16 protein-coding genes are annotated in these 18,338 nt (G+C 72.4%); 8 read left to right on the top strand and 8 right to left on the bottom strand.

What is annotated here, in order from left to right; translation table 11 throughout:
• Positions 1-10: 10 nt before the first annotated feature.
• Positions 11-2,038 carry a hypothetical protein gene (locus tag IE264_RS02060; protein ID WP_229887346.1) on the bottom strand — a complete coding sequence of 676 codons (2,028 nt, stop codon included), beginning with the start codon at positions 2,036-2,038 and terminating at the stop codon, positions 11-13.
• A 43-nt stretch (positions 2,039-2,081) separates the two neighbouring features.
• On the opposite strand from IE264_RS02060, the gene IE264_RS02055 reads away from it, so the two are divergent.
• A complete protein-coding gene (locus tag IE264_RS02055; protein WP_032753284.1) occupies positions 2,082-3,143 on the top strand; it encodes a glycerophosphodiester phosphodiesterase family protein in 1,062 nt (353 codons plus the stop codon).
• Positions 3,144-3,179: 36 nt separating this feature from the next.
• Here IE264_RS02055 and IE264_RS02050 read toward each other — a convergent pair whose 3' ends face one another.
• On the bottom strand, positions 3,180-3,860 hold the full coding sequence (locus IE264_RS02050) for a Dps family protein (protein WP_015608527.1): 681 nt from the start codon (positions 3,858-3,860) through the stop codon (positions 3,180-3,182).
• Between the two features lie 55 nt (positions 3,861-3,915).
• On the bottom strand, positions 3,916-6,141 hold the full coding sequence (gene tkt / locus IE264_RS02045) for a transketolase (RefSeq protein ID WP_032753286.1): 2,226 nt from the start codon (positions 6,139-6,141) through the stop codon (positions 3,916-3,918).
• A 207-nt stretch (positions 6,142-6,348) separates the two neighbouring features.
• On the opposite strand from tkt, the gene IE264_RS02040 reads away from it, so the two are divergent.
• From IE264_RS02040 to IE264_RS02020, 5 genes are all read left to right on the top strand, one after another.
• Positions 6,349-6,723 carry a hypothetical protein gene (locus IE264_RS02040; protein WP_015608529.1) on the top strand — a complete coding sequence of 125 codons (375 nt, stop codon included), beginning with the start codon at positions 6,349-6,351 and terminating at the stop codon, positions 6,721-6,723.
• A gap of 204 nt (positions 6,724-6,927) precedes the next feature.
• Positions 6,928-7,569 (top strand): superoxide dismutase, encoded by a 642-nt coding sequence (locus IE264_RS02035; RefSeq protein ID WP_015608530.1) that lies wholly within the window; start codon positions 6,928-6,930, stop codon positions 7,567-7,569.
• Between the two features lie 163 nt (positions 7,570-7,732).
• A complete protein-coding gene (locus IE264_RS02030) occupies positions 7,733-8,098 on the top strand; it encodes a metalloregulator ArsR/SmtB family transcription factor (RefSeq protein WP_015608531.1) in 366 nt (121 codons plus the stop codon).
• Positions 8,095-8,940: a DUF2071 domain-containing protein gene (locus IE264_RS02025; protein WP_229887345.1), complete on the top strand. Its 846-nt coding sequence runs from the start codon at positions 8,095-8,097 to the stop codon at positions 8,938-8,940. Before IE264_RS02030 ends, IE264_RS02025 begins: the two co-directional genes overlap by 4 nt.
• Entirely contained in the window at positions 8,930-9,586 is a 657-nt protein-coding gene (locus IE264_RS02020) for a CatB-related O-acetyltransferase (RefSeq protein WP_032753288.1), read from the top strand. The genes IE264_RS02025 and IE264_RS02020 overlap by 11 nt, the downstream gene beginning before the upstream one ends.
• 53 nt (positions 9,587-9,639) lie before the next feature.
• Here the strand turns inward: IE264_RS02020 and IE264_RS02015 are convergent, their stop codons facing one another.
• From IE264_RS02015 to IE264_RS01995, 5 genes are all read right to left on the bottom strand, one after another.
• Positions 9,640-9,903, bottom strand: a complete 264-nt coding sequence (locus IE264_RS02015; RefSeq protein WP_015608534.1) for a hypothetical protein — start codon at positions 9,901-9,903, stop codon at positions 9,640-9,642.
• A 153-nt stretch (positions 9,904-10,056) separates the two neighbouring features.
• Positions 10,057-11,571, bottom strand: a complete 1,515-nt coding sequence (locus IE264_RS02010; RefSeq protein WP_032753290.1) for a pyridoxal phosphate-dependent decarboxylase family protein — start codon at positions 11,569-11,571, stop codon at positions 10,057-10,059.
• A complete protein-coding gene (locus IE264_RS02005) occupies positions 11,561-12,940 on the bottom strand; it encodes an MFS transporter (RefSeq protein WP_032753292.1) in 1,380 nt (459 codons plus the stop codon). The genes IE264_RS02010 and IE264_RS02005 overlap by 11 nt, the downstream gene beginning before the upstream one ends.
• A gap of 108 nt (positions 12,941-13,048) precedes the next feature.
• The gene (locus IE264_RS02000; RefSeq protein WP_015608537.1) at positions 13,049-13,396 is read right to left on the bottom strand and encodes a VOC family protein; all 348 of its coding nucleotides are present in this window, start codon (positions 13,394-13,396) and stop codon (positions 13,049-13,051) included.
• 80 nt (positions 13,397-13,476) lie between these two features.
• On the bottom strand, positions 13,477-14,127 hold the full coding sequence (locus tag IE264_RS01995; RefSeq protein WP_032753294.1) for a mycothiol-dependent nitroreductase Rv2466c family protein: 651 nt from the start codon (positions 14,125-14,127) through the stop codon (positions 13,477-13,479).
• Positions 14,128-14,272: 145 nt separating this feature from the next.
• Here IE264_RS01995 and pepN point away from each other — a divergent pair, with 145 nt between their 5' ends.
• Together pepN and IE264_RS01985 are read left to right on the top strand one after the other, a co-directional pair.
• Positions 14,273-16,885: an aminopeptidase N gene (gene pepN / locus IE264_RS01990; RefSeq protein WP_032753296.1), complete on the top strand. Its 2,613-nt coding sequence runs from the start codon at positions 14,273-14,275 to the stop codon at positions 16,883-16,885.
• A gap of 283 nt (positions 16,886-17,168) precedes the next feature.
• Positions 17,169-18,263, top strand: coding sequence for a hypothetical protein (locus tag IE264_RS01985; protein ID WP_032753298.1), 1,095 nt, complete (start codon positions 17,169-17,171; stop codon positions 18,261-18,263).
• Positions 18,264-18,338: the final 75 nt, after the last annotated feature.

The following is an 18,338-nucleotide window of genomic DNA, read 5'->3' as shown; positions in this document are numbered from 1 at the left end:
CTCCGTCCTCTCACAGCAGGAGCAGCACCGCCGCGCCCCAGAGCAGCGAAACGGCCACCAGGGGCGGCCCGACCGGCATGCCCTGTCGTGCCGTCGGCGCCTCCTCGGCCGGCCGCAGCTCCGGGCGGAGCAGCAGCGCCCGCACCTCCTCGGCGGCGCGCACCGCGTACGGCTCGCGGCCCAGGCGGCGCTCCAGCCACGCCCAGCCGGTGGGGGACAGCTCCACGTTGGGGTGGTCCTTGCCCGTGCCGACGCGGATGCCGTCCTCGGAGTGGCGTACGGCGGTGATCGCGTCCCACGGGAGCTGCCGCACGCGCCATGCCCCGGTCACCCAGAGCCCGTCACGGTCGGCGGTGATCCGCCAGGTGAGGGCCGTCGACACGGCCGATACCAGCCACGGCAGGGCGAGGGGCAGCCACAACCAGTGCCACGACGGCCCGTCGTCGACCATGGCCCAGATGCCGCCGCCCTGCACCACCAGCAGGCCGAGGCCCACCGCGCGCGAGAAGCCGTGTGCCTTCCACACCCGCAGGCCGGTGGCGGGCGTCATGGAGGCGGCGATCTCCTCGACGGGCCGCTGCTCGCTGTTCCGCTCACGGTGCTTCGGTCCGCGCGTCACCAGCCCGGGGGCGGCCGGCTCCACGGCGGTGACGCTGCACTCGACCACCACCTCGGCCTCGTCCGCGTCGAGGCGTGCGGCGAGGGCGACTTCGGCGCCGGCGTAGGGAGCGCCGTACAGGAGTGCCTCGCGCAGCGGCGGGGGCGGGTCGTCGCCGGTGAGGATCGCCCTGACCTTGGTGAGGTCGACGGCTTCCGCTTCGTCATCGCCCTCTCCCCCGCCCGCCGCCCCCTCGTGCTCGTCCTCCTCCTCGTAGGCGTGCAACGAGTGGAAGTGCAGGATCGGCCGGAGGGTCTCGGTGTCGTCGGCCGCGAACACCCAGGTACGGCCGTCCTCGTGGTCCTCACGCACCAGCACCTTCAGCACCGGCAGGGCCCCGCGCCGCAGCCGTACCGAACGGGTCCGTCCGTCCACTCCGTTCGCGAAAAGCGCCAGCGCCGCGACGGAGCCGGCCAGCACCAGCAGCTCCCAGCCGAAGGCGTCGTACGGCTCCGCGACCAGCGCCGCCCAGTCGCCGTCCACCACGATGTCGACCTGGCTGTCCACGGGGAAGTCCTCGGGGAAGGCCGTCTCGAAGCGATGGGTCCGCTCGTCGGCCTCCACCTTCAGGATGTCGGCGTCGCCGTCCTGCTCCAGCGCCGCGACCCGTCCGGACAGCTGTGTGGCGCTCGCGGCCCGCTCCTCGTAAGCGTCGGCGACCTGCTGGGCCTGCCAGGAGCCGAACCCGGCGACGGCGAGCAGCAGCGCGGCCAGGGCGAAGGAGAACCGGCCCCGGCGGAACGTCAGCGCGGCGGCGGGCAGCGGCTGGACGACCGGCCCGGCCGCCTCCAGGGCCAGCGTCCGCTGCCGGCCGGCGAGAGCCAGCCGGTGGACGATCCCGGCGGTGGTGAAGGCGGCGGCCACGGGGTAGCCGAGCGCGTACGGTTCGCCGAACGACTCGGTGAACCCGCCGTCCTCGGCGAACCCCACGAGGGCGACCGCCAGCCCGGCGAGGGCGAGCCGGGGCTGCCGCCACACCCAGTACGGGGTCAGCACCAGCACGGCCGTCATCCCGAGGCCCGACCAGTCGGTGCCGCACGGCTCGGCGGACGTACAGGGGGTGAGGGGAGCCCCGTCCACGTACCAGAACGCCGTGGCGACCAGCGCCAGCACCGCCCAGAGCGGGTGCGCCCACCGGGCGGGCACGGCGGCGAGCCAGCGCCCGGCGTCGGGGGTCCGCCAGTCGGCGGTGCCGGGGGGTATGTGTTCGGCGGGCAGCGGCACGGGGGGTCTGTTCACCAGCGCATTATGGCCAGCGGCGGTGTGCGGATACGGGGCGGGGCCCGGGGTTCGCCCTTCCGGTACGGGCGCCGGCGCGGCGGGGGAAAGAGGTGGGCCACCGGACACGGCAGGGTCGGACGCCGTACGCCGGGATGTCATCCGCCCTCGCTTCCGTGGAGGCTCCGCCACCCGAGGAGCTGTCATGTCCCCTGCACCGAGGCGTCGTTCGGTCCTCCTGGCCACCGCGGCCGTCACGGCAGCCGCCACCGCCCCGGCCGGCGCGGCCACCCCGGTCCGGCACCGCGCTTCCGGCCCGCTGGTCATCGGCCACCGCGGGGCGGCGGGCTGGCGCCCCGAGCACACCGCCGAGGCGTACACCTACGCGGTGCGGGCCGGGGCCGACTGGATCGAGCCGGACCTCGTACCGACGAAGGACCATGTCCTGGTCGTGCGCCACGAGAACGAGATCGGCGGGACGACGGATGTCGCCGGGCGGCCGGAGTTCGCGGACCGCCGCACCACGAGGACGGTGGACGGCAGGGCGGTGACCGGCTGGTTCACCGAGGACTTCACGCTGCGCGAGCTGAGGACGCTGCGCACGGTGGAGCGGCTGCCGCTGGTCCGCAACCGGAACACGGTCTTCGACGGACGGGGGCGGGTGATGACCTTCCAGGAGGTGATCGACCTGGCCCGGCGGCTGTCCGGGGAGTCGGGCCGACGGATCGCGGTCTTCCCGGAGACCAAGCACCCGACGTACTTCCGCTCGATCGGGCTGCCGCTGGAGGAGGAGCTGATCCGGGTGATCCGCCGCAACCGGCTGACCGCCCGGGAGTGCGTCGTCCAGTCCTTCGAACCGTCCAGCCTGCACCGGATCGCCGCCGCCCGTCTCGGCCTGCCCCTCTGGCAGGCGCTGGGTACGAGCGGCTCCCCTTATGGTCACGCGGCGACCTATAAGGACATGATGAGCCCGGCCGGGCTGCGGGAGATCGCCTCGTACGCGCAGTGGATCGGCCCGGACAAGTCCTCCCTCGTCCCGCCGCACACGCTCCTCGCGGATGCGCATGCGGCGGGCCTGAAGGTCGGTGCGTACACCTTCCGCGCGGAGAACCAGTACCTCCCGGCCGCCCACCGCCGGGGTACCGCGCCGAACGACTTCGGCGACGCGTTCACCGAGTACGCCTTCCACTACGGGCAGGGCGTGGACGCGGTGGTGACGGACTTCCCGGACATCGCGGTGCAGGCGCGGGAGGGGCTGCGGCGGTAGGGCCGCCGACTGATTCCCAGCGGGTGGTTCCTGACCTCAGCGTGTGGTGCGCTTGCTCGCCGTCTTCTTGGCGGTCTTCTTGGCCGCCGGTGCCGCCGTCTTCTTGGCGGGGGCGGGCAGCGCCGTCTTCTTCGCCGGGGTGCGCTTGGCCGTCGCCCGCTTCGGGGACGCGGCGGCGGCCGCGGCCACCTCGGTGTCGGCACCGGCGTTGGACAGGGTGCCGGAGCTGCTCTCCAGGTGCGCGCGCACGAACCACTGGAACTGCTCCAGGCCGCGGAGGTGCTCGATGAGCAGGTCCTCGGTGACCGGGTCGAGTTCGCCCGCCTTCTCGACCGCCTCGCGGTGGGCCTCGATGATCCCGGTGTAGACGAGGTCCAGGGCGCCGAGGTGGGCGATGGCGTCGGCGCGGCCGACGCTGTAGTCGTCCCAGGTGCGCTCCTTGACCAGGACGCCCGGCGTGCCCTGCGGCTCGCCGCCCAGGGCCGAGATGCGTTCGGCGGCCGCGTCGGCCATGTCCCGTACGGCGGCGGTCTGCGGGTCGAGCATCTCGTGGACGGCGATGAAGTGCGGTCCGACCACGTTCCAGTGGATGTGCTTGAGGGTCAGGGCGAGGTCGTTGAGCGCGTGCAGGCGCAGGGTCAGGAGGTCGATGACCTGCCGGCCCTCGTCGACGCCGAGGCCGGGGACGGTGTAACGGGGGGTGCGTGCGGGGGACATGGGGCTCCTCTTCGCTTTCGGGAAACGGTCGACGGGTGGGTGTGTCGGGTGGGGTTCAGCCGGCGTCGGCGGTGCCGCCCTCGGTCGGGGTGGCGCCGGGGCGCTCGCCGCCGGGCCGGACGGAGCCGGCGGCTGCCGCGCGGATGCTCGCCAGGGCGGCGTCGGCGACCGCGCGGGGTGTGATGCCGAACTCCTCGTACAGGCGCTGGTAGTCGGCCGAGGCGCCGAAGTGCTCCAGGCTGACCATGCGGCCCGCGTCGCCCACGACGTCCCGCCAGCCCTGGGCGACGGCGGCCTCGACGCTGACCCTGGCCCGTACGCCGGGCGGCAGCACCTCGTCCTGGTACGCGTACGGCTGGTCGGCGAACCACTCGCGGCAGGGCATGGAGACCACCCGCGCGTCGTGCCCCTCGGCGGCCAGGAGCTCGCGCGCCGCCAGGGCGATGTGGACCTCCGACCCGGTGCCGACGAGGATCACGTCCGGGGTGGCGCCCCGGCTGTCGGCGAGTACGTAGCCGCCCCGGGCAGCTCCGGAGGCGGGGGCGTACGCACCCTCTCCCCGTTCCAGGACGGGCAGCGGCTGCCGGGTGAGGGCGAGGCCGGCGGGCCGGTCGTGGTGCTCCAGCACGGTGCGCCAGCAGACGGAGGTCTCGTTCGCGTCGGCGGGCCGTACGACGTCGAGGCCGGGGATCGCGCGGAGTGCGGCCAGTTGCTCGACGGGCTGGTGGGTGGGTCCGTCCTCGCCCAGGCCGATGGAGTCGTGGGTCCAGACGTAGGTGACCGGCAGCTTCATCAGGGCGGCGAGGCGGACGGCCGGACGCATGTAGTCGCTGAAGATCAGGAACGTACCGCCGTAGGGGCGGGTGAGGCTCTGGAGCGCGATGCCGTTGAGGATCGCGCCCATGGCGTGCTCGCGGATGCCGAAGTGGAGCGTACGGCCGTAGGGGTTGCCCGGGAACTCGTCGGTCTGCTTGGACGCCGGGACGAAGGACGGCTCGCCCTCCATGGTGGTGTTGTTGCTGCCCGCGAGGTCGGCCGAGCCGCCCCACAGCTCGGGCAGCACCGGCGCCAGCGCGGTCAGCACATCGCCGGAGGCCTTGCGGGTGGCGATGCCCTTGGGGTCGGCGTCGAAGACGGGGAGGCTGTCGGTCCAGCCGTCGGGGAACTCCTGCTTCAGCAGCCGGTCGAGGAGTGCGGCGCGCTCGGGGTGGGCGGAGCGCCACTCCTGGTAGCGGGGCTCCCAGGCGCGGTGGGCCTCGGCGCCGCGCTCGCGGACGGCACGGGCGTGCTCGAGTACGTCGTCCTCGACGGTGAAGTCGGCGTCCGGGTCGAAGCCGAGCAGCTTCTTGGTGGCGGCGACCTCGTCGTCGCCGAGCGCGGAGCCGTGGGCCTTGCCGGTGTTCTGCTTGGTGGGCGCGGGCCAGCCGATGATCGTGCGCAGCAGGATCAGGGAGGGGCGGCCGCTCTCGTTCTTCGCCGCTTCGACGGCGGCGAGGAGGGCGTCGACGTCCTCCACGTAGTCGCCGGTGCGGGTGAAGTCGACGGTCTGGACGTGCCAGCCGTACGCGGCGTAGCGGGCGGTCACGTCCTCGCTGAAGGCGATGTCGGTGTCGTCCTCGATGGAGATGTGGTTGGAGTCGTAGAAGGCGACGAGGTTGCCGAGCTCCTGATGTCCGGCCAGTGAACTGGCCTCGGACGTCACGCCTTCCATCAGGTCGCCGTCGGAGGCGACGACGTACACGTGGTGGTCGAAGGGGCTGGTGCCGGCGGGTGCGTCGGGGTCGAGCAGACCGCGCTCCCGGCGGGCCGCCATGGCCATGCCGACGGCGGAGGCGAGCCCCTGCCCGAGCGGCCCGGTGGTGATCTCGACGCCCCGGGTGTGGCGGTACTCCGGGTGGCCGGGGGTGCTGGAGCCCCACGTCCTCAGCGCCTCCAGGTCGGACAGCTCCATGCCGTAACCGCTCAGGTACAGCTGGATGTAGAGGGTGAGGCTGGAGTGCCCGCAGGAGAGCACGAAGCGGTCGCGGCCGAGCCACTGGTCGTCGGCCGGGTCGTGGCGCATGACCTGCTGGAAGAGCAGGTACGCCAGGGGCGCCAGGCTCATCGCGGTGCCGGGGTGGCCGTGGCCCGCCTTCTGCACCGCGTCGGCGGCCAGCAGCCGGACCGTGTCGACGGCCCGGACGTCGAGCGGGCCCCAGCCCGCCGCGTCCGCGACCGGCAGGGCCAGCTTCGGGTCACGGGGGTGAGCGCCGGATCCCTGGGGGGCGTTGGGGGGTGCCATCAAGTCCTCCTGGTCGGTGGGGCGGGCGGCGAGCGGCGCACCTGCGGTCCCCCGGCCCCGAGCCGCCCGGCTGCTTGGCCGGGTCCCCCCGGAAGCGGCGTCCAAACATGGGTGCTCGCGGGAAGAGAGGCAGGCGAGAAGACAGACCGCCTTTATAACAAGAAAAGGGAGGATAATAGGACACCCGGCGAGAGGGAGAGGCTCACCATGTCGAAGAAACCGCCCCGGCACGGCGAGGGGCCGAGCAGGTTCGAGGGCGAGGGGCAGCACGGCTGGGCCCCCGATGTCGATGAAACGACACAGAAGGCCAATCCCAGCGCTCACCGCTCGTTCCACCCGGACACGTACGCCCCGGAGCCGGACCGACCCCGCAGGAAGCCGGCCGAGGAGGAGAAGCGGGCCTCCCTGGAAGGCACCACGACGGAGAGTTCGACGAGCCGCGGGGAGGACCGCGGCGGGGACTCCGACATGCGGGAGACCGGCCGCCGGGGCAGGTCCCGGCGCCCCAGCGGCGAGAAGGACGCCTCCGCCCATACGGGCGTCGACCCGCAGGAGCGGAAGGGCAGCGACCCCACCCACTGATCCGCCCGGCGGGCCCGTCGGCCCATCGAACGGGCCCGCCACGCGTGCGCGCCACGCCCGCGACGCCACCCCCTGCCCCCCTGCGCCCCTGGTCCTAGGCCCAAGGGCTGATCACTTCGTGAACCTTCCTGCTGTTAGCCTGCTCTTGCATATAGGTTGCAATAACAACTGGACGGCATTCCCAGCAGTCGGAGGGCTCGCATCATGGCCACGTACACGCTCCCGGAACTCCCGTACGACTACGCGGCGCTCGAACCGGTCATCAACCCGCAGATCGTCGAGCTGCACCACGACAAGCACCACGCCGCATACGTCAAGGGTGCGAACGACACCCTGGAGCAGCTGGAAGAGGCCCGCGACAAGGAGGCCTGGGGCGCGATCAACGGCCTCCAGAAGAACCTCGCGTTCCACCTCTCCGGCCACATCCTGCACTCGATCTACTGGCACAACATGACCGGCGACGGCGGCGGCGAGCCCCTCGCGGCGGACGGCGTGGGCGACCTGGCCGACGCGATCACCGAGTCCTTCGGCTCCTACGCGGGCTTCAAGGCCCAGCTGACGAAGGCCTCCGCCACCACGCAGGGTTCCGGCTGGGGCGTCCTCGCGTACGAGCCCCTCAGCGGCAAGCTCATCGTCGAGCAGGTCTACGACCACCAGGGCAACGTCGGCCAGGGCTCGGTCCCGATCCTGGTCTTCGACGCCTGGGAGCACGCCTTCTACCTTCAGTACAAGAACCAGAAGGTGGACTTCATCGAGGCGATGTGGCAGGTCGTCAACTGGCAGGACGTGGCGAAGCGTTACGCGGCGGCCAAGGAGCGCGCGGACGTACTGCTGCTCGCCCCCTGATTCCGCTCCGGCGGACAGTACGTCCTGCCTCGTGATCGTCTTCTCAACCTTCACTTCGGCAGGCGGATGAACGGAGAGCCCTCGCGAGGACATGACTCGCGGGGGCTCTCCCATGCCCTGAACTGGGTTGTTAGCTATTTAGCTCATATGCTAAACATGGCGCATGGAACCCCCCTCCGCCACTTCCACCTCTGATTCCTCTGATTCCGAAGACGAGGCGAGCGCCTTCCGTGCGCTGGCCGACCCCACCCGCCGCCAGATCCTGGAGGATCTGCGCGGGGGCGAGCTGGCCGCCGGGGAGATCGCGAGCCGGTTCTCGATCAGCGCCCCGTCCATCTCGCGCCACCTGGGCGTGCTCAAGGGCGCCGGGCTCGTCACCGAGCGCCGCGACGCCAACCGCATCCTCTACTCGCTCGCCGAGGAGCGCCTCGCCATGTGCGTGGGGCGCTTCCTGAGCGCCGTGTGCCCCGAACAGATCGTGCTCCGCCACACGAAGTGGCGCCCAGCCCCGGAAGGCGACGCCTCATGATCCGGCCCCGGCTGTCCAGCACCATCGAACGCCGTCTCCTGGTGAACTACCGGGTGGACCCGTACGTGGCGGCGGCCCTGCTGCCCGCACCGCTGCGGCCCCAACTGGTGCGCGGCCAGGCGGTGGCGGGGATCTGCCTGCTCCGGATCGGCGGCGTCCGCCCCGGCTGGGCCCCGGCGGCGACCGGGCTGACCAGCGAGAACGCGGCGCACCGGATCTCCGTCGAGTGGGACGGCCCGGACGGCGTCGAGCGCGGCGTCTACATCCCGCGCCGCGACACCGCCTCCCGCCTCAACGCCTTCGCGGGCGGCCGGATCTACCCGGGCGAGCACGGCCGCGCGGACTTCACGGTGCGGGAGGAGGCCGACGCGGTACGGGTGGCGTTCGCGACCCGGGACGGCGAGGTGGAGGTCGATGCGACGGTGGAGCCGGCCGAGGAGCTGCACGGGAGCGGGCTGTTCACGGACCTGGCGGAGGCGTCGGAGTTCTTCCGCCTCGGAAGCCGGGGCCTCTCCCCCAACGCCGGGGGCACCCACCTGGACGTCCTCGAACTGTCCACGGCTGCCTGGAAGGTGACGGCGGGCCGGCCCCGTACCGTACGCTCCTCGTTCTTCGAGGACCTGGACCGCTTTCCCCCGGGCAGCGCGGTGCTGGACAGCGCGCTGGTGATGCGGGGCGTGGCGGCGGACTGGTCACAGGGGGAGCCGATGCGGGTCGGGTGCGGGGCGGGGGCGGCGCAGGGCGGCGCCGAAAATCCCCGCGCCTCACCGGGCAGGACTGCCACGATGACCTTCGCGCGCCTGCCCGTACCCCTCCCCCGGAAGCGACCCCATGAGTTCTGACCCCACGCCCGTCCCGGCCGACCCCACCACCCTGCACCCGATGCCGGGCCAGCCGCGCGTGGTGCAGCTGAAGCCGCTGGTCACCTCGGAGCTGATCGAGGTGGGGGCGTACTCGTACTACGACGACCCGGAGCACGCCACGGAGTTCGAGACCCGGAACGTGCTCTACCACTACGGGCCGGAGCGCCTGGTGATCGGCAAGTTCTGCGCGCTGGGGACGGGGGTGCGGTTCCTCATGAACGGCTCCAACCACCGTATGGACGGCCCGTCCACGTTCCCGTTCCCGACGCTCGGCGGCTCGTGGGCCGACCACTTCGATCTGCTGACGGGCCTGCCCAACCGGGGCGACACGGTGATCGGCAACGACGTGTGGATCGGCTACGAGGCGGTCATCATGCCGGGCGTCCGCATCGGGCACGGCGCGATCATCAGCTCCCGGTCCGTGGTCGTCTCGGACGTCCCGGACTACGGCATCGTCGGCGGCAACCCGGCCCGCCTGATCCGCACCCGCTACGAGGAGGCGGACATCGCGCGCCTGCTGGCGGTGGCCTGGTGGGACTGGCCTGCGGACCACCTGACGCACCACATCCGTACGGTGATGTCGGGCACGGTGACGGAGCTGGAGGCGGCGGCTCCCCGGGACTGAGACGCGAAGCGCCGCCGGCCTCCGCAAGGGAGGCCGGGCGCGCTCGGGGTCGTTCAGCCCTTGTCCTTGTTCCTGCTCTCCAGCAACTCGGCGTAGTTGTGAGAGGCGTTGCTTCCCTGCTTGCCGGGCGAGATCTTCAGGATCGCCTTGTCCTTCTCGGGGTTACCGCTGAGGTACGCCTCGGTGAGGACGTACGGCAGCCCGTCCACCCTGAACCGAATGCTGCCGTCGGGGTACGCGCTGACGCGGACCCTGCGGCCGTCGGGAAGCTCGATCGGATCGGCGACGAAGTGAGCCTTGAGCGGCTGATCAGCCATGCGGACCTCCGGGTCGTACAGGCTTACCGGGGCCGCGAGACTACCGCTGGGCCGTTGGCGGCACCACGGGTTCAGCCGCACATATCCGAGGACGACTCCACCGACCCCGACCCCGACCGCCCCTGAGCCACTCCTGCCCGGTCGCCGTACCCCTCAGCCCAGCCGGAACACCGACCCCACGAACTCCGTCAGCAGCCGTTCCTTCAGCCGGCCCGGCAGCGCGTCCAGCAGGAACAGCACCGGGGCCATGCGCTCCGGAAGGCCGCCCCCCTCCCCCAGGCCCGCGAAGGCCAGGATGCCCGCCACGTCGTCCGGGGTGAGGGTGTCGGGGTCCAGGGTCGCCGCCAGGTCGGTGAGGGCGGGGTCGGCGGTGGCCGGGGGGAGGGTGCGGGCTGTTGTCAGGGCTTCGGGCAGGTCCGTGAGCAGGGCTTCCACGCGGTCCACCGTGGCGGGGGTCAGGGTGAGGTGGAGGTTGGGCGGGAGGCCGTCGAAGGAGAGCTGGGGCTGGAGGTACCAGCCGCGTACGCGCATCTCGTCGGCCAGGTGCAGCAGCAGGCTCAGGTCGGGTGTGCCGGAGGGCCGGTCCGGTGTGGCGGAGGTGAGGACCGTGAACGCGACCAGGCCCGCCTCCGGTTCGCCGAGGATGTGGATGTCCGGGGTGGTGCGCAGGCCCTCCAGGAGGTGGTCGGAGGCTTCCGCCACGCGTGCGGCCAGGAATGTGTAGCCGTCCTCGCCTATGTGCTGGAGCACCGCCCACGCCTGGGCCAGCAGGCCCGCCGACTTGGTGCCCTGGACCGTCGGGTTGACCACCGGGTAGCCGGGCCAGCCCGCGTGGGTGAAGTACTGGTGGCGGCGGAGTTCGGCGTTCCGGTAGAGGACCACCGAGGCGCCCTTGTCCGCGTAGCCGTACTTGTGCAGGTCCACCGAGATGGATGTGACGCCGGGGAGGGAGAAGTCGAACGGTTCGACCGTGCGGCCCGCCCGGCGCAGGTACGGGAGCAGCCAGCCGCCGATGCACGCGTCCACGTGGCACAGCACCTCGTGCTCGGCCGCCGCCTCCGCGATCCTCGCCACCGGGTCGATGACCCCGTGCGCGTACGAGGGGGCCGAGGCGACGACCAAGGCGGTACGGGGGGTGATCGCGGCGGCCATCGCGGTCGGGTTGGCCTTGTACGTCACCGGGTCCACCGGGACCACCACCGGTTCCAGGCCCAGGTAGGCGGCCGCCTTGTGGAACGCGGCGTGCGCGGTGGAGGGGAGCACCAGTTGCGGGTCGGTCACGCCTCGGGTCGAACGGGCGTGGTCCCTCGCCGTCTTGACCGCGAGCAGGATCGATTCGGTGCCGCCGCTGGTGAAGGTGCCCTGGGCGCCGGGTGGGGCACCGAGGAGGGCCGCCGCCGCGCCGACCAGGTCGTTCTCCAGGCGCGCCACGCTCGGGAAGACCGTGGGGTCGAGCCCGTTGACGGTGGCGTACGCGGCATAGGCCTCGGCGGCCAGCTCGCCCAGGCCCTCGCGTCCGGCGTCGTAGACGTAGGCGAAGGTCCGGCCGCCCCGGGTGGGGGCGTCGGCGGTGCGCAGCGCCTTGAGTTCGGTGAGGATCTCTGCCGCCGGGCGGCCTGCGGGGAGCGCGTGGGCCTCTTCGGTGCTTGCGGTGGGGTCAGGCTGCACGGGTGGCGTCCTTCGGGGCGTCGGCGGGGTCCTCGCGGTAGCGGTGGAGCAGCCACAGGCTCGCGGCGGCGAGGAGTGCGGGCAGCAGGCTCATACCCGCCGTGATGCCGGTCAGCGCGGCGGCGGGCTGGGCGACCTCGTGGTCGGCGTCCGAGGAGCGGAAACCGGTCACCGTGAGGACCAGGGCGAAGACGCCCGCGCCCAGCGCGAACGCCAGCGTCTCGGCCGCCGTCCACAGGCCCGTGAACGTGGCGGCGCGGCGCTTGCCGGTGCGGGCGGTGTCGGCGGCCAGGGTGTCCGCGAGGAGGGTGAGCGGCAGCAGTTGGAGGCCCGCGTAGGCGATGCCGATGACCGCTACGGCTGCGTATCCGAGGGCATTGCCCACCTGGCCGGTGAGGGCGAGGGCCGCCGCCCCGGCGACGTACAGCAGCGTGGCGCAGCCCTGCGCGTACTTCGCGCCGCGCAGTCTGGCGAGCCTCGTCCACAGCGGCATGACCAGGACCAGCGGGCCGATCAGGCAGGCGAAGAGCGGGGTGACCGCGCCCGGGGAGCCGAGGGTGTACGTGGCGAAGTACTGGACCCCCGCCAGCATCACGCCGACCGCCAGCGCCTGGAGGAACCACATCCCCGACAGGAAGAGGAAGGGCCGGTTCGTGCGGGCCACGGCCAGTTGGGCGCGGAGGGAGGGCTCGGCGGTGGAGCGGGCCACGGCGGGGGCCCACCGGGTGGTGAACCAGGCGCCGAACATGCCCACCGCGAGGAGGACGGCCACGGCGACGCCCATCAGCCGGTAGCTCGCCGGAGTGCCACCGTCCGCATGGGCGATGGCCGGGGCGAGCGCGCCGGAGAGGAGGATCGCGGCCCCGAGGAACGCCACTCGCCAGCTCAGCACCCGGCGGCGTTCGGCCGGGTCGTCGGTGATCTCGGCGGGCATCGTCACGTACGGCACCTGGAAGACCGCGTAGGCGGTCGCGGCGAGCAGGAAGAGGGCGGCGACGTACGCGGCGGCGGCCATGCCGCGCACCGGGGGTGCGGCGAAGATCAGTGCGAAGAGGGGCGGCAGGGTGCAGGCGCCGATGAGGAGGAACGGCCGGCGCGGGCCGGCGCGCAGCCGGCTGCGGTCGGAGAGCGCGCCGACGAGCGGGTTGATCAGGACGTCCCAGGCCTTGGGCAGGAAGACCGCCGCCCCGGCGAGGGCCGGGGAGACGGCCAGCACATTGGTCAGGTAGTACAGCAGGATCAGGCCGGGCACGGTGGCGAAGGTGCCGGTGCAGAGCGAGCCGAGGCCGTAACCGATCCGCACCCGGCGCGGGAGGGGCGGGCCCGGACTCCGCTCCGTACCGCTGTCGCGGCGGCTCTCGGTCGGCATGGAGCAGATCATGAACGAGAGTTCGACCGCACGGCAAGGGGTGGGCCCGGGCGGTGTCGGCCGGCGGCTGCCCTCTTCAGCCGGTCAGTGGCTGCCCGCGTCGGCGCGTCACTGGGTGCCCTCGTCGGCGAGGCAGAACTCGTTGCCCTGGGGGTCCTGGAGGACGTTCCAGGACAGACCGTGCATCGAATGCTCGCCGATCACCGTCGCCCCCAGCCCCACCAGGCGCTCCACGTCCGCCGGGCGGTCGGGGGACGCGAAGTCGATGTGCACCCGGTTCTTGACGGACTTGGGCTCGGGCACCCGCTGGAAGCCGAGGACCAGGGGGGTGGCGGGGACGATGACGAACTCGCCGTAGTCCTGCGTCCCTTCCACTCCGAGCGCCGTGGCCCACCAGGCGGCCAGCGTCTGGGGGTCGGGACAGTCGATCGTGATCATCTCCGGTGAGAAGCGCATGGTCCTCACCGTACGATCCGCCACTGACAACGGGCCGGGAGCACGCGCGTGCTCCCGGCCCGACCAGGCAGAAGGCCCAGTCAGTCGAAGATCGGGCCCTGCGTGCGGGTCCGCTTGATCTCGTAGAAGCCGGGGATGGAGGCGACCAGCAGCGTGCCGTCCCAGAGCTTCGCCGCGTCCTCGCCCTTGGGGGCGGGGGTGACGACGGGGCCGAAGAAGGCGACCTGCTCGCCGTCCGCGCCGGGCACCGCGATGACCGGGGTGCCGACCTCCTGGCCGACCTTGTCGATGCCCTCCTTGTGGGAGGCGCGCAGCTCGGTGTCGTACGTGTCCTTGTCGGCGTACTCCGCGAGCTCGGCGGGCAGGCCGACGTCCTTGAGGGCGCCGGCGACGGCCTCGCGGGTGGGGCCCTCGCCGTTGTTGTGGAAGCGGGTGCCGAGCGCCGTGTAGAGGGGGCCGACGACCTCGTCGCCGTGGAGCTGCTGGGCGGCGACGACGACCCGGACCGGGCCCCACGCCTTGTTCTCCAGCAGGTCGCGGTACTCCTCGGGCAGGTCGTCCAGCTTGTCCTCGTTCAGGACGGCGAGGCTCATCACATGCCAGCGGACCTCGATGTCGCGGACCTTCTCCACCTCAAGGATCCAGCGGGAGGTCATCCACGCCCACGGGCAGAGCGGGTCGAACCAGAAATCGGCCGGGGTCTTGCCGTTCGCCGGGGTGTTCTCGGGCATGTCTCTCCTCAGAAGGGCCTGTTCCAACCGTTGGCGAGAACGCCGCCGGAGGGTCTGCCATTCCCCGCCTGCCCCGGCCCGCGGCCGCGTGCAAGGATCAATGGGTTCGAACACGACACATGACGCGCGTCACGAAGGAGTGCCCGTGCCCGGAGAAAACCTGTCCCGCGACGAGGCCCAGAAGAGGGCCGAGCTGCTGACCGTCGACGGTTACGAGGTCGAGCTCGACCTGCGTTCCGCCGTCGACGGGCCCGAGGGGGCCGACGGGGGCAAGGACGGGGGCGACGGGGACGCCGGTCCGCGGACGTTCCGGTCGCTGACCACGATCCGGTTCCGCTCCGCCCGTGCGGGCGCCTCGACCTTCGCCGACCTGGTGGCGCCGGGTGTGGACGCCGTGACGCTGAACGGCGCCCCGCTCGACCCCGCCGTCGTGTTCGACGGGGTCCGGGTGGCGCTGGACGGGCTCCTGGAGGGCGAGAACGTCCTCGTGGTCGACGCCCGGTGCGCGTACAGCAGGACCGGCGAGGGCATGCACCGCTTCGTCGACCCGGAGGACGGCGAGGTCTACCTGTACACGCAGTACGAGCCGGCCGACGCCCGCCGGGTCTTCGCCAACTTCGAACAGCCGGACCTCAAGGCGCCCTACCGCTTCCAGGTGACCGCCCCCGACGGCTGGCGGGTCTGGTCCAACGGGGCCGAGGAGTCGCACGAGGGCGGGGTGTGGCGGTTCGCGGAGACCAAGCCGATCTCCACCTACATCACGGCCGTCGTCGCCGGTCCGTACCACTATGTGACCGACCACTACAGCCGCTCCCTGGACGACGGTTCGACGCTGGAGATCCCGCTCGGCGCGATGTGCCGCAAGGGGCTCGCCAAGCACTTCGACGCGGATGACGTCTTCCTGGTCACCAAGCAGGGCCTGGACTTCTTCCACGACAACTTCGACTACCCGTACCCCTTCGGGAAGTACGACCAGGCGTTCGTGCCGGAGTACAACCTCGGGGCGATGGAGAACCCGGGCATGGTCACCTTCCGCGAGGAGTACATCTTCCGCGGCAAGGTCACCTCGGCGGCCTACGAGCGGCGCGCCAACGTCATCCTGCACGAAATGGCGCACATGTGGTTCGGCGACCTGGTCACCATGGAGTGGTGGGACGACCTGTGGCTGAAGGAGTCCTTCGCGGACTTCATGGGCTCCTTCTCGATGGTCGAGGCGACCCGCTTCACCAACGGCTGGATCACCTTCGCCAACAACCGGAAGGCGTGGGCCTACCGCGCCGACCAGCTGCCCTCCACGCACCCGATCACGGCCGACATCCGTGACCTGGAGGACGCCAAGCTGAACTTCGACGGGATCACGTACGCCAAGGGCGCGTCCGTACTGAAGCAGCTCGTGGCGTACGTGGGACGCGACGCCTTCCTTGAGGGCGCGCGGCGCTACTTCAAGAGCCACGCGTACGGCAACACGCGTCTGGGCGACCTTCTTTCGGTGCTCGCCGAGACCTCCGGCCGCGATATGACGGCCTGGTCGCGCTCCTGGCTGCAGACCGCCGGAGTCAACGTGCTCACCCCTGTGGCGACCTACGACGAGGCCGGGACGCTGACCGAGCTGGCCGTGGTCCAGGAGGCCGCAGCCTCCCACCCGGAGCTGCGCCCGCACCGGGTCGCGGTCGGCCTGTACCGGCGTACGCCGGAGGGTGAGCTGACGCGGTACGCCCGGGCCGAGGTGGACGTGGCCGGGGAGCGCACCGTGGTCAAGGAGCTGGCAGGTTCCGAGCGGCCCGATCTGATCCTGGTCAACGACGACGACCTCACGTACTGCAAGGTCCGCTTCGACGAGGGGTCCCTGGCGACCCTCCGCGACCACCTGGGCTCCATCACCGATCCGCTGGCCCGTGCCCTGTGCTGGTCGGCCCTGTGGAACCTGACCCGGGACGCCCTGCTGCCCGCCCGCGACTTCGTCGCGCTGGTGCTGGCGCACGCCGGGCGCGAGACCGACATCGGCGTCCTGCAGATGCTGCACGCCTGGGCGCAGTCGGCGCTGGTGAACTACGCCTCCCCCGCCTGGCGCGAGGAGGGCGGCCGGGCGCTGGCCGAGGGCGCGCTGCGCGAGCTCCGGCAGGCCGAGCCGGGCAGCCAGCACCAGCTGACGTGGGCCCGCTTCTTCGCGGCCGTCGCGGGCTCCGAGGCGGACTTCCAGCTGCTGGGCGGGCTGCTGGAGGGCACGGCCGAGGTCGACGGCCTGGCGGTCGACCAGGAGCTGCGCTGGGCCTTCCTCTCCCCGCTCGCCTCGCACGGTGCGGCGAACGAGGCGGCGATCGACGCCGAACTGGCCCGCGACGACACGGCGTCCGGCAAGCGTCACCACGTACGGTGCCTGGCCTCGCGTCCCTCGGAGGCGGTCAAGGCGCAGGCGTGGGCGGCGGTCGTGGAGTCGGACAAGCTGTCCAACGCCCTGGTCGAGGCGACGATCGCGGGGTTCGAGCAGCCCTCGCAGCGGGAGCTGCTGGCCCCGTACGCGGACCGCTACTTCGAGGTGATCGAGCGGGTCTGGGCGGAGCGGTCCATCCAGATCGGCATGCACGTGGTGAAGGGGCTCTTCCCCGCCCTCCAGGACAGCCCGGAGACGCTCGCGGCGACCGACGCCTGGCTGAACAGCCACGCGGATGCCGCTCCGGCGCTGCGCCGACTGGTCCTTGAGGCCCGGGACGACCTGGCGCGTGTGCTTCGCGGCCAGGAGTGCGACGCGCGGGCGTAGAGGGAGGGACGGACGGACTCCGAAGGCTCGCAGGCGTAGACGGACGGGCGGGTCCGGAAGCCCGCGGGCGTGAGCGGGCGGGTCCAGGGGGCGCGCGGGTTCGGTGTGTGCGCGGCGCGAAAGTGGCGCTCGCACACCTGCCCGACGCGCCCCCTCCTCATTTCCCGTGCGACGGCCCTTTTCGGTCCTCGAACACCCGTACTTTAGGGCGGCGTTGTCCGGAATTGTCGACGGGCGTGTAACAGGGGTTAGGGGACCCTGGGTTGGCGGGAAATCATCGGCCATGACCCAGAACACCCCGCTCTCCCCGCTGTCCCCTCTGTTCCCCCGCCCCCTGCATCATCTCCAGGACGTGACGCACCGCGTCCTGTCCGCCGCCCAGCTCCGGGCGCGGGGCGTCTCCGCCGCGCAGACCTCCGCCCAGTGCCTGCCCGGCGGCTCCTGGCAGCATCTGCTGCCGGGGGTCTACCTGCTGCACCCGGAGCCGCCCAGCGGCCAGGAGCGGCTGCGCGGGGCCCTGTTGTACGCGGGTCGCCCGCCGGTCTCCTCCCGGCGCACTCCCCCGGAGCCGTCGGACGCGGGGTTCGGCGAGGCGATGGTGACCGGCCTGGCGGCGCTCGCCCTGTACGGCTTCGCCGCGGCGCCGGACCTGGCGGCGCTGCACCGTATCGACGTCCTGGTGCCGCGCACCCGGCGGCTGCGCTCGACCCGCTTCGTGGAGGTGGTGCGGGCCGCCGCGCTGCCCGCACCGGTGCGGCGGGCCGGGGTGCCCGTCGCCCCGGTGGAGCGGGCGCTGGCGGACGCGGTGGCGGGGCTGGGCGACCCGGAGGACGTGCGCCGGCTGCTGACCGAGGCCGTGCGGGCCGGGCACAGCGAACCGGCCGCCGTGGTGCGGGAGCTGAGCGTGGCCAAGCTGCTGGGGCGGCCTTCGGTGGTGGGCGCGGTGGAGGCGCTGTTGGCCGAGGGGCGGGCGGTGGCGGAGGCACGGCTGTACGCGATGGTGCGCGAGCACGGGCTGCCGGAGCCGCTCTGGAACGTCGGCCTGCGGCTGCCGGGCGGGCCGGAGCTGGGCGGGGTCGACGCGTACTGGCCGGATCAGGCCGTTGCCGTCGAGCTGGACACCCGGGCACCCCGGTTCGGTGCGCCGGAGGAGGGGCGGCGGTACGGGAACCGGGCCCCGGCGCACCCGGAGGAGCCGCAGTGGTCCGCGTACGCCGCCAAGCGGGACCATCTGGAGCGGCTGGGGGTCACGGTCGTCCACCTCACCCCGAGGAAGCTGCGCGAGGCGATGGACCAGCAGGCCACGGTGGTGCGGACGGCGCTGATGGCGGCGGACGACCGGGAGCCGGCCGCGTATCTGGTGGTGCTGCCGCGCTGAGCCGGAGCTGGAGCGTCCGCTGGTGCCACTGGTCCGGACCACAGGCCCGGAACCGGCTCTCCGACGTGCGCTTTC

This window comes from Streptomyces microflavus (genome assembly GCF_014650075.1).
In the GTDB taxonomy this organism is placed as follows: Bacteria; Actinomycetota; Actinomycetes; order Streptomycetales; family Streptomycetaceae; genus Streptomyces; species Streptomyces microflavus.
Note: the sequence above shows the minus strand (reverse complement) of the source record. Positions and strands in the feature narration are given on the sequence as shown.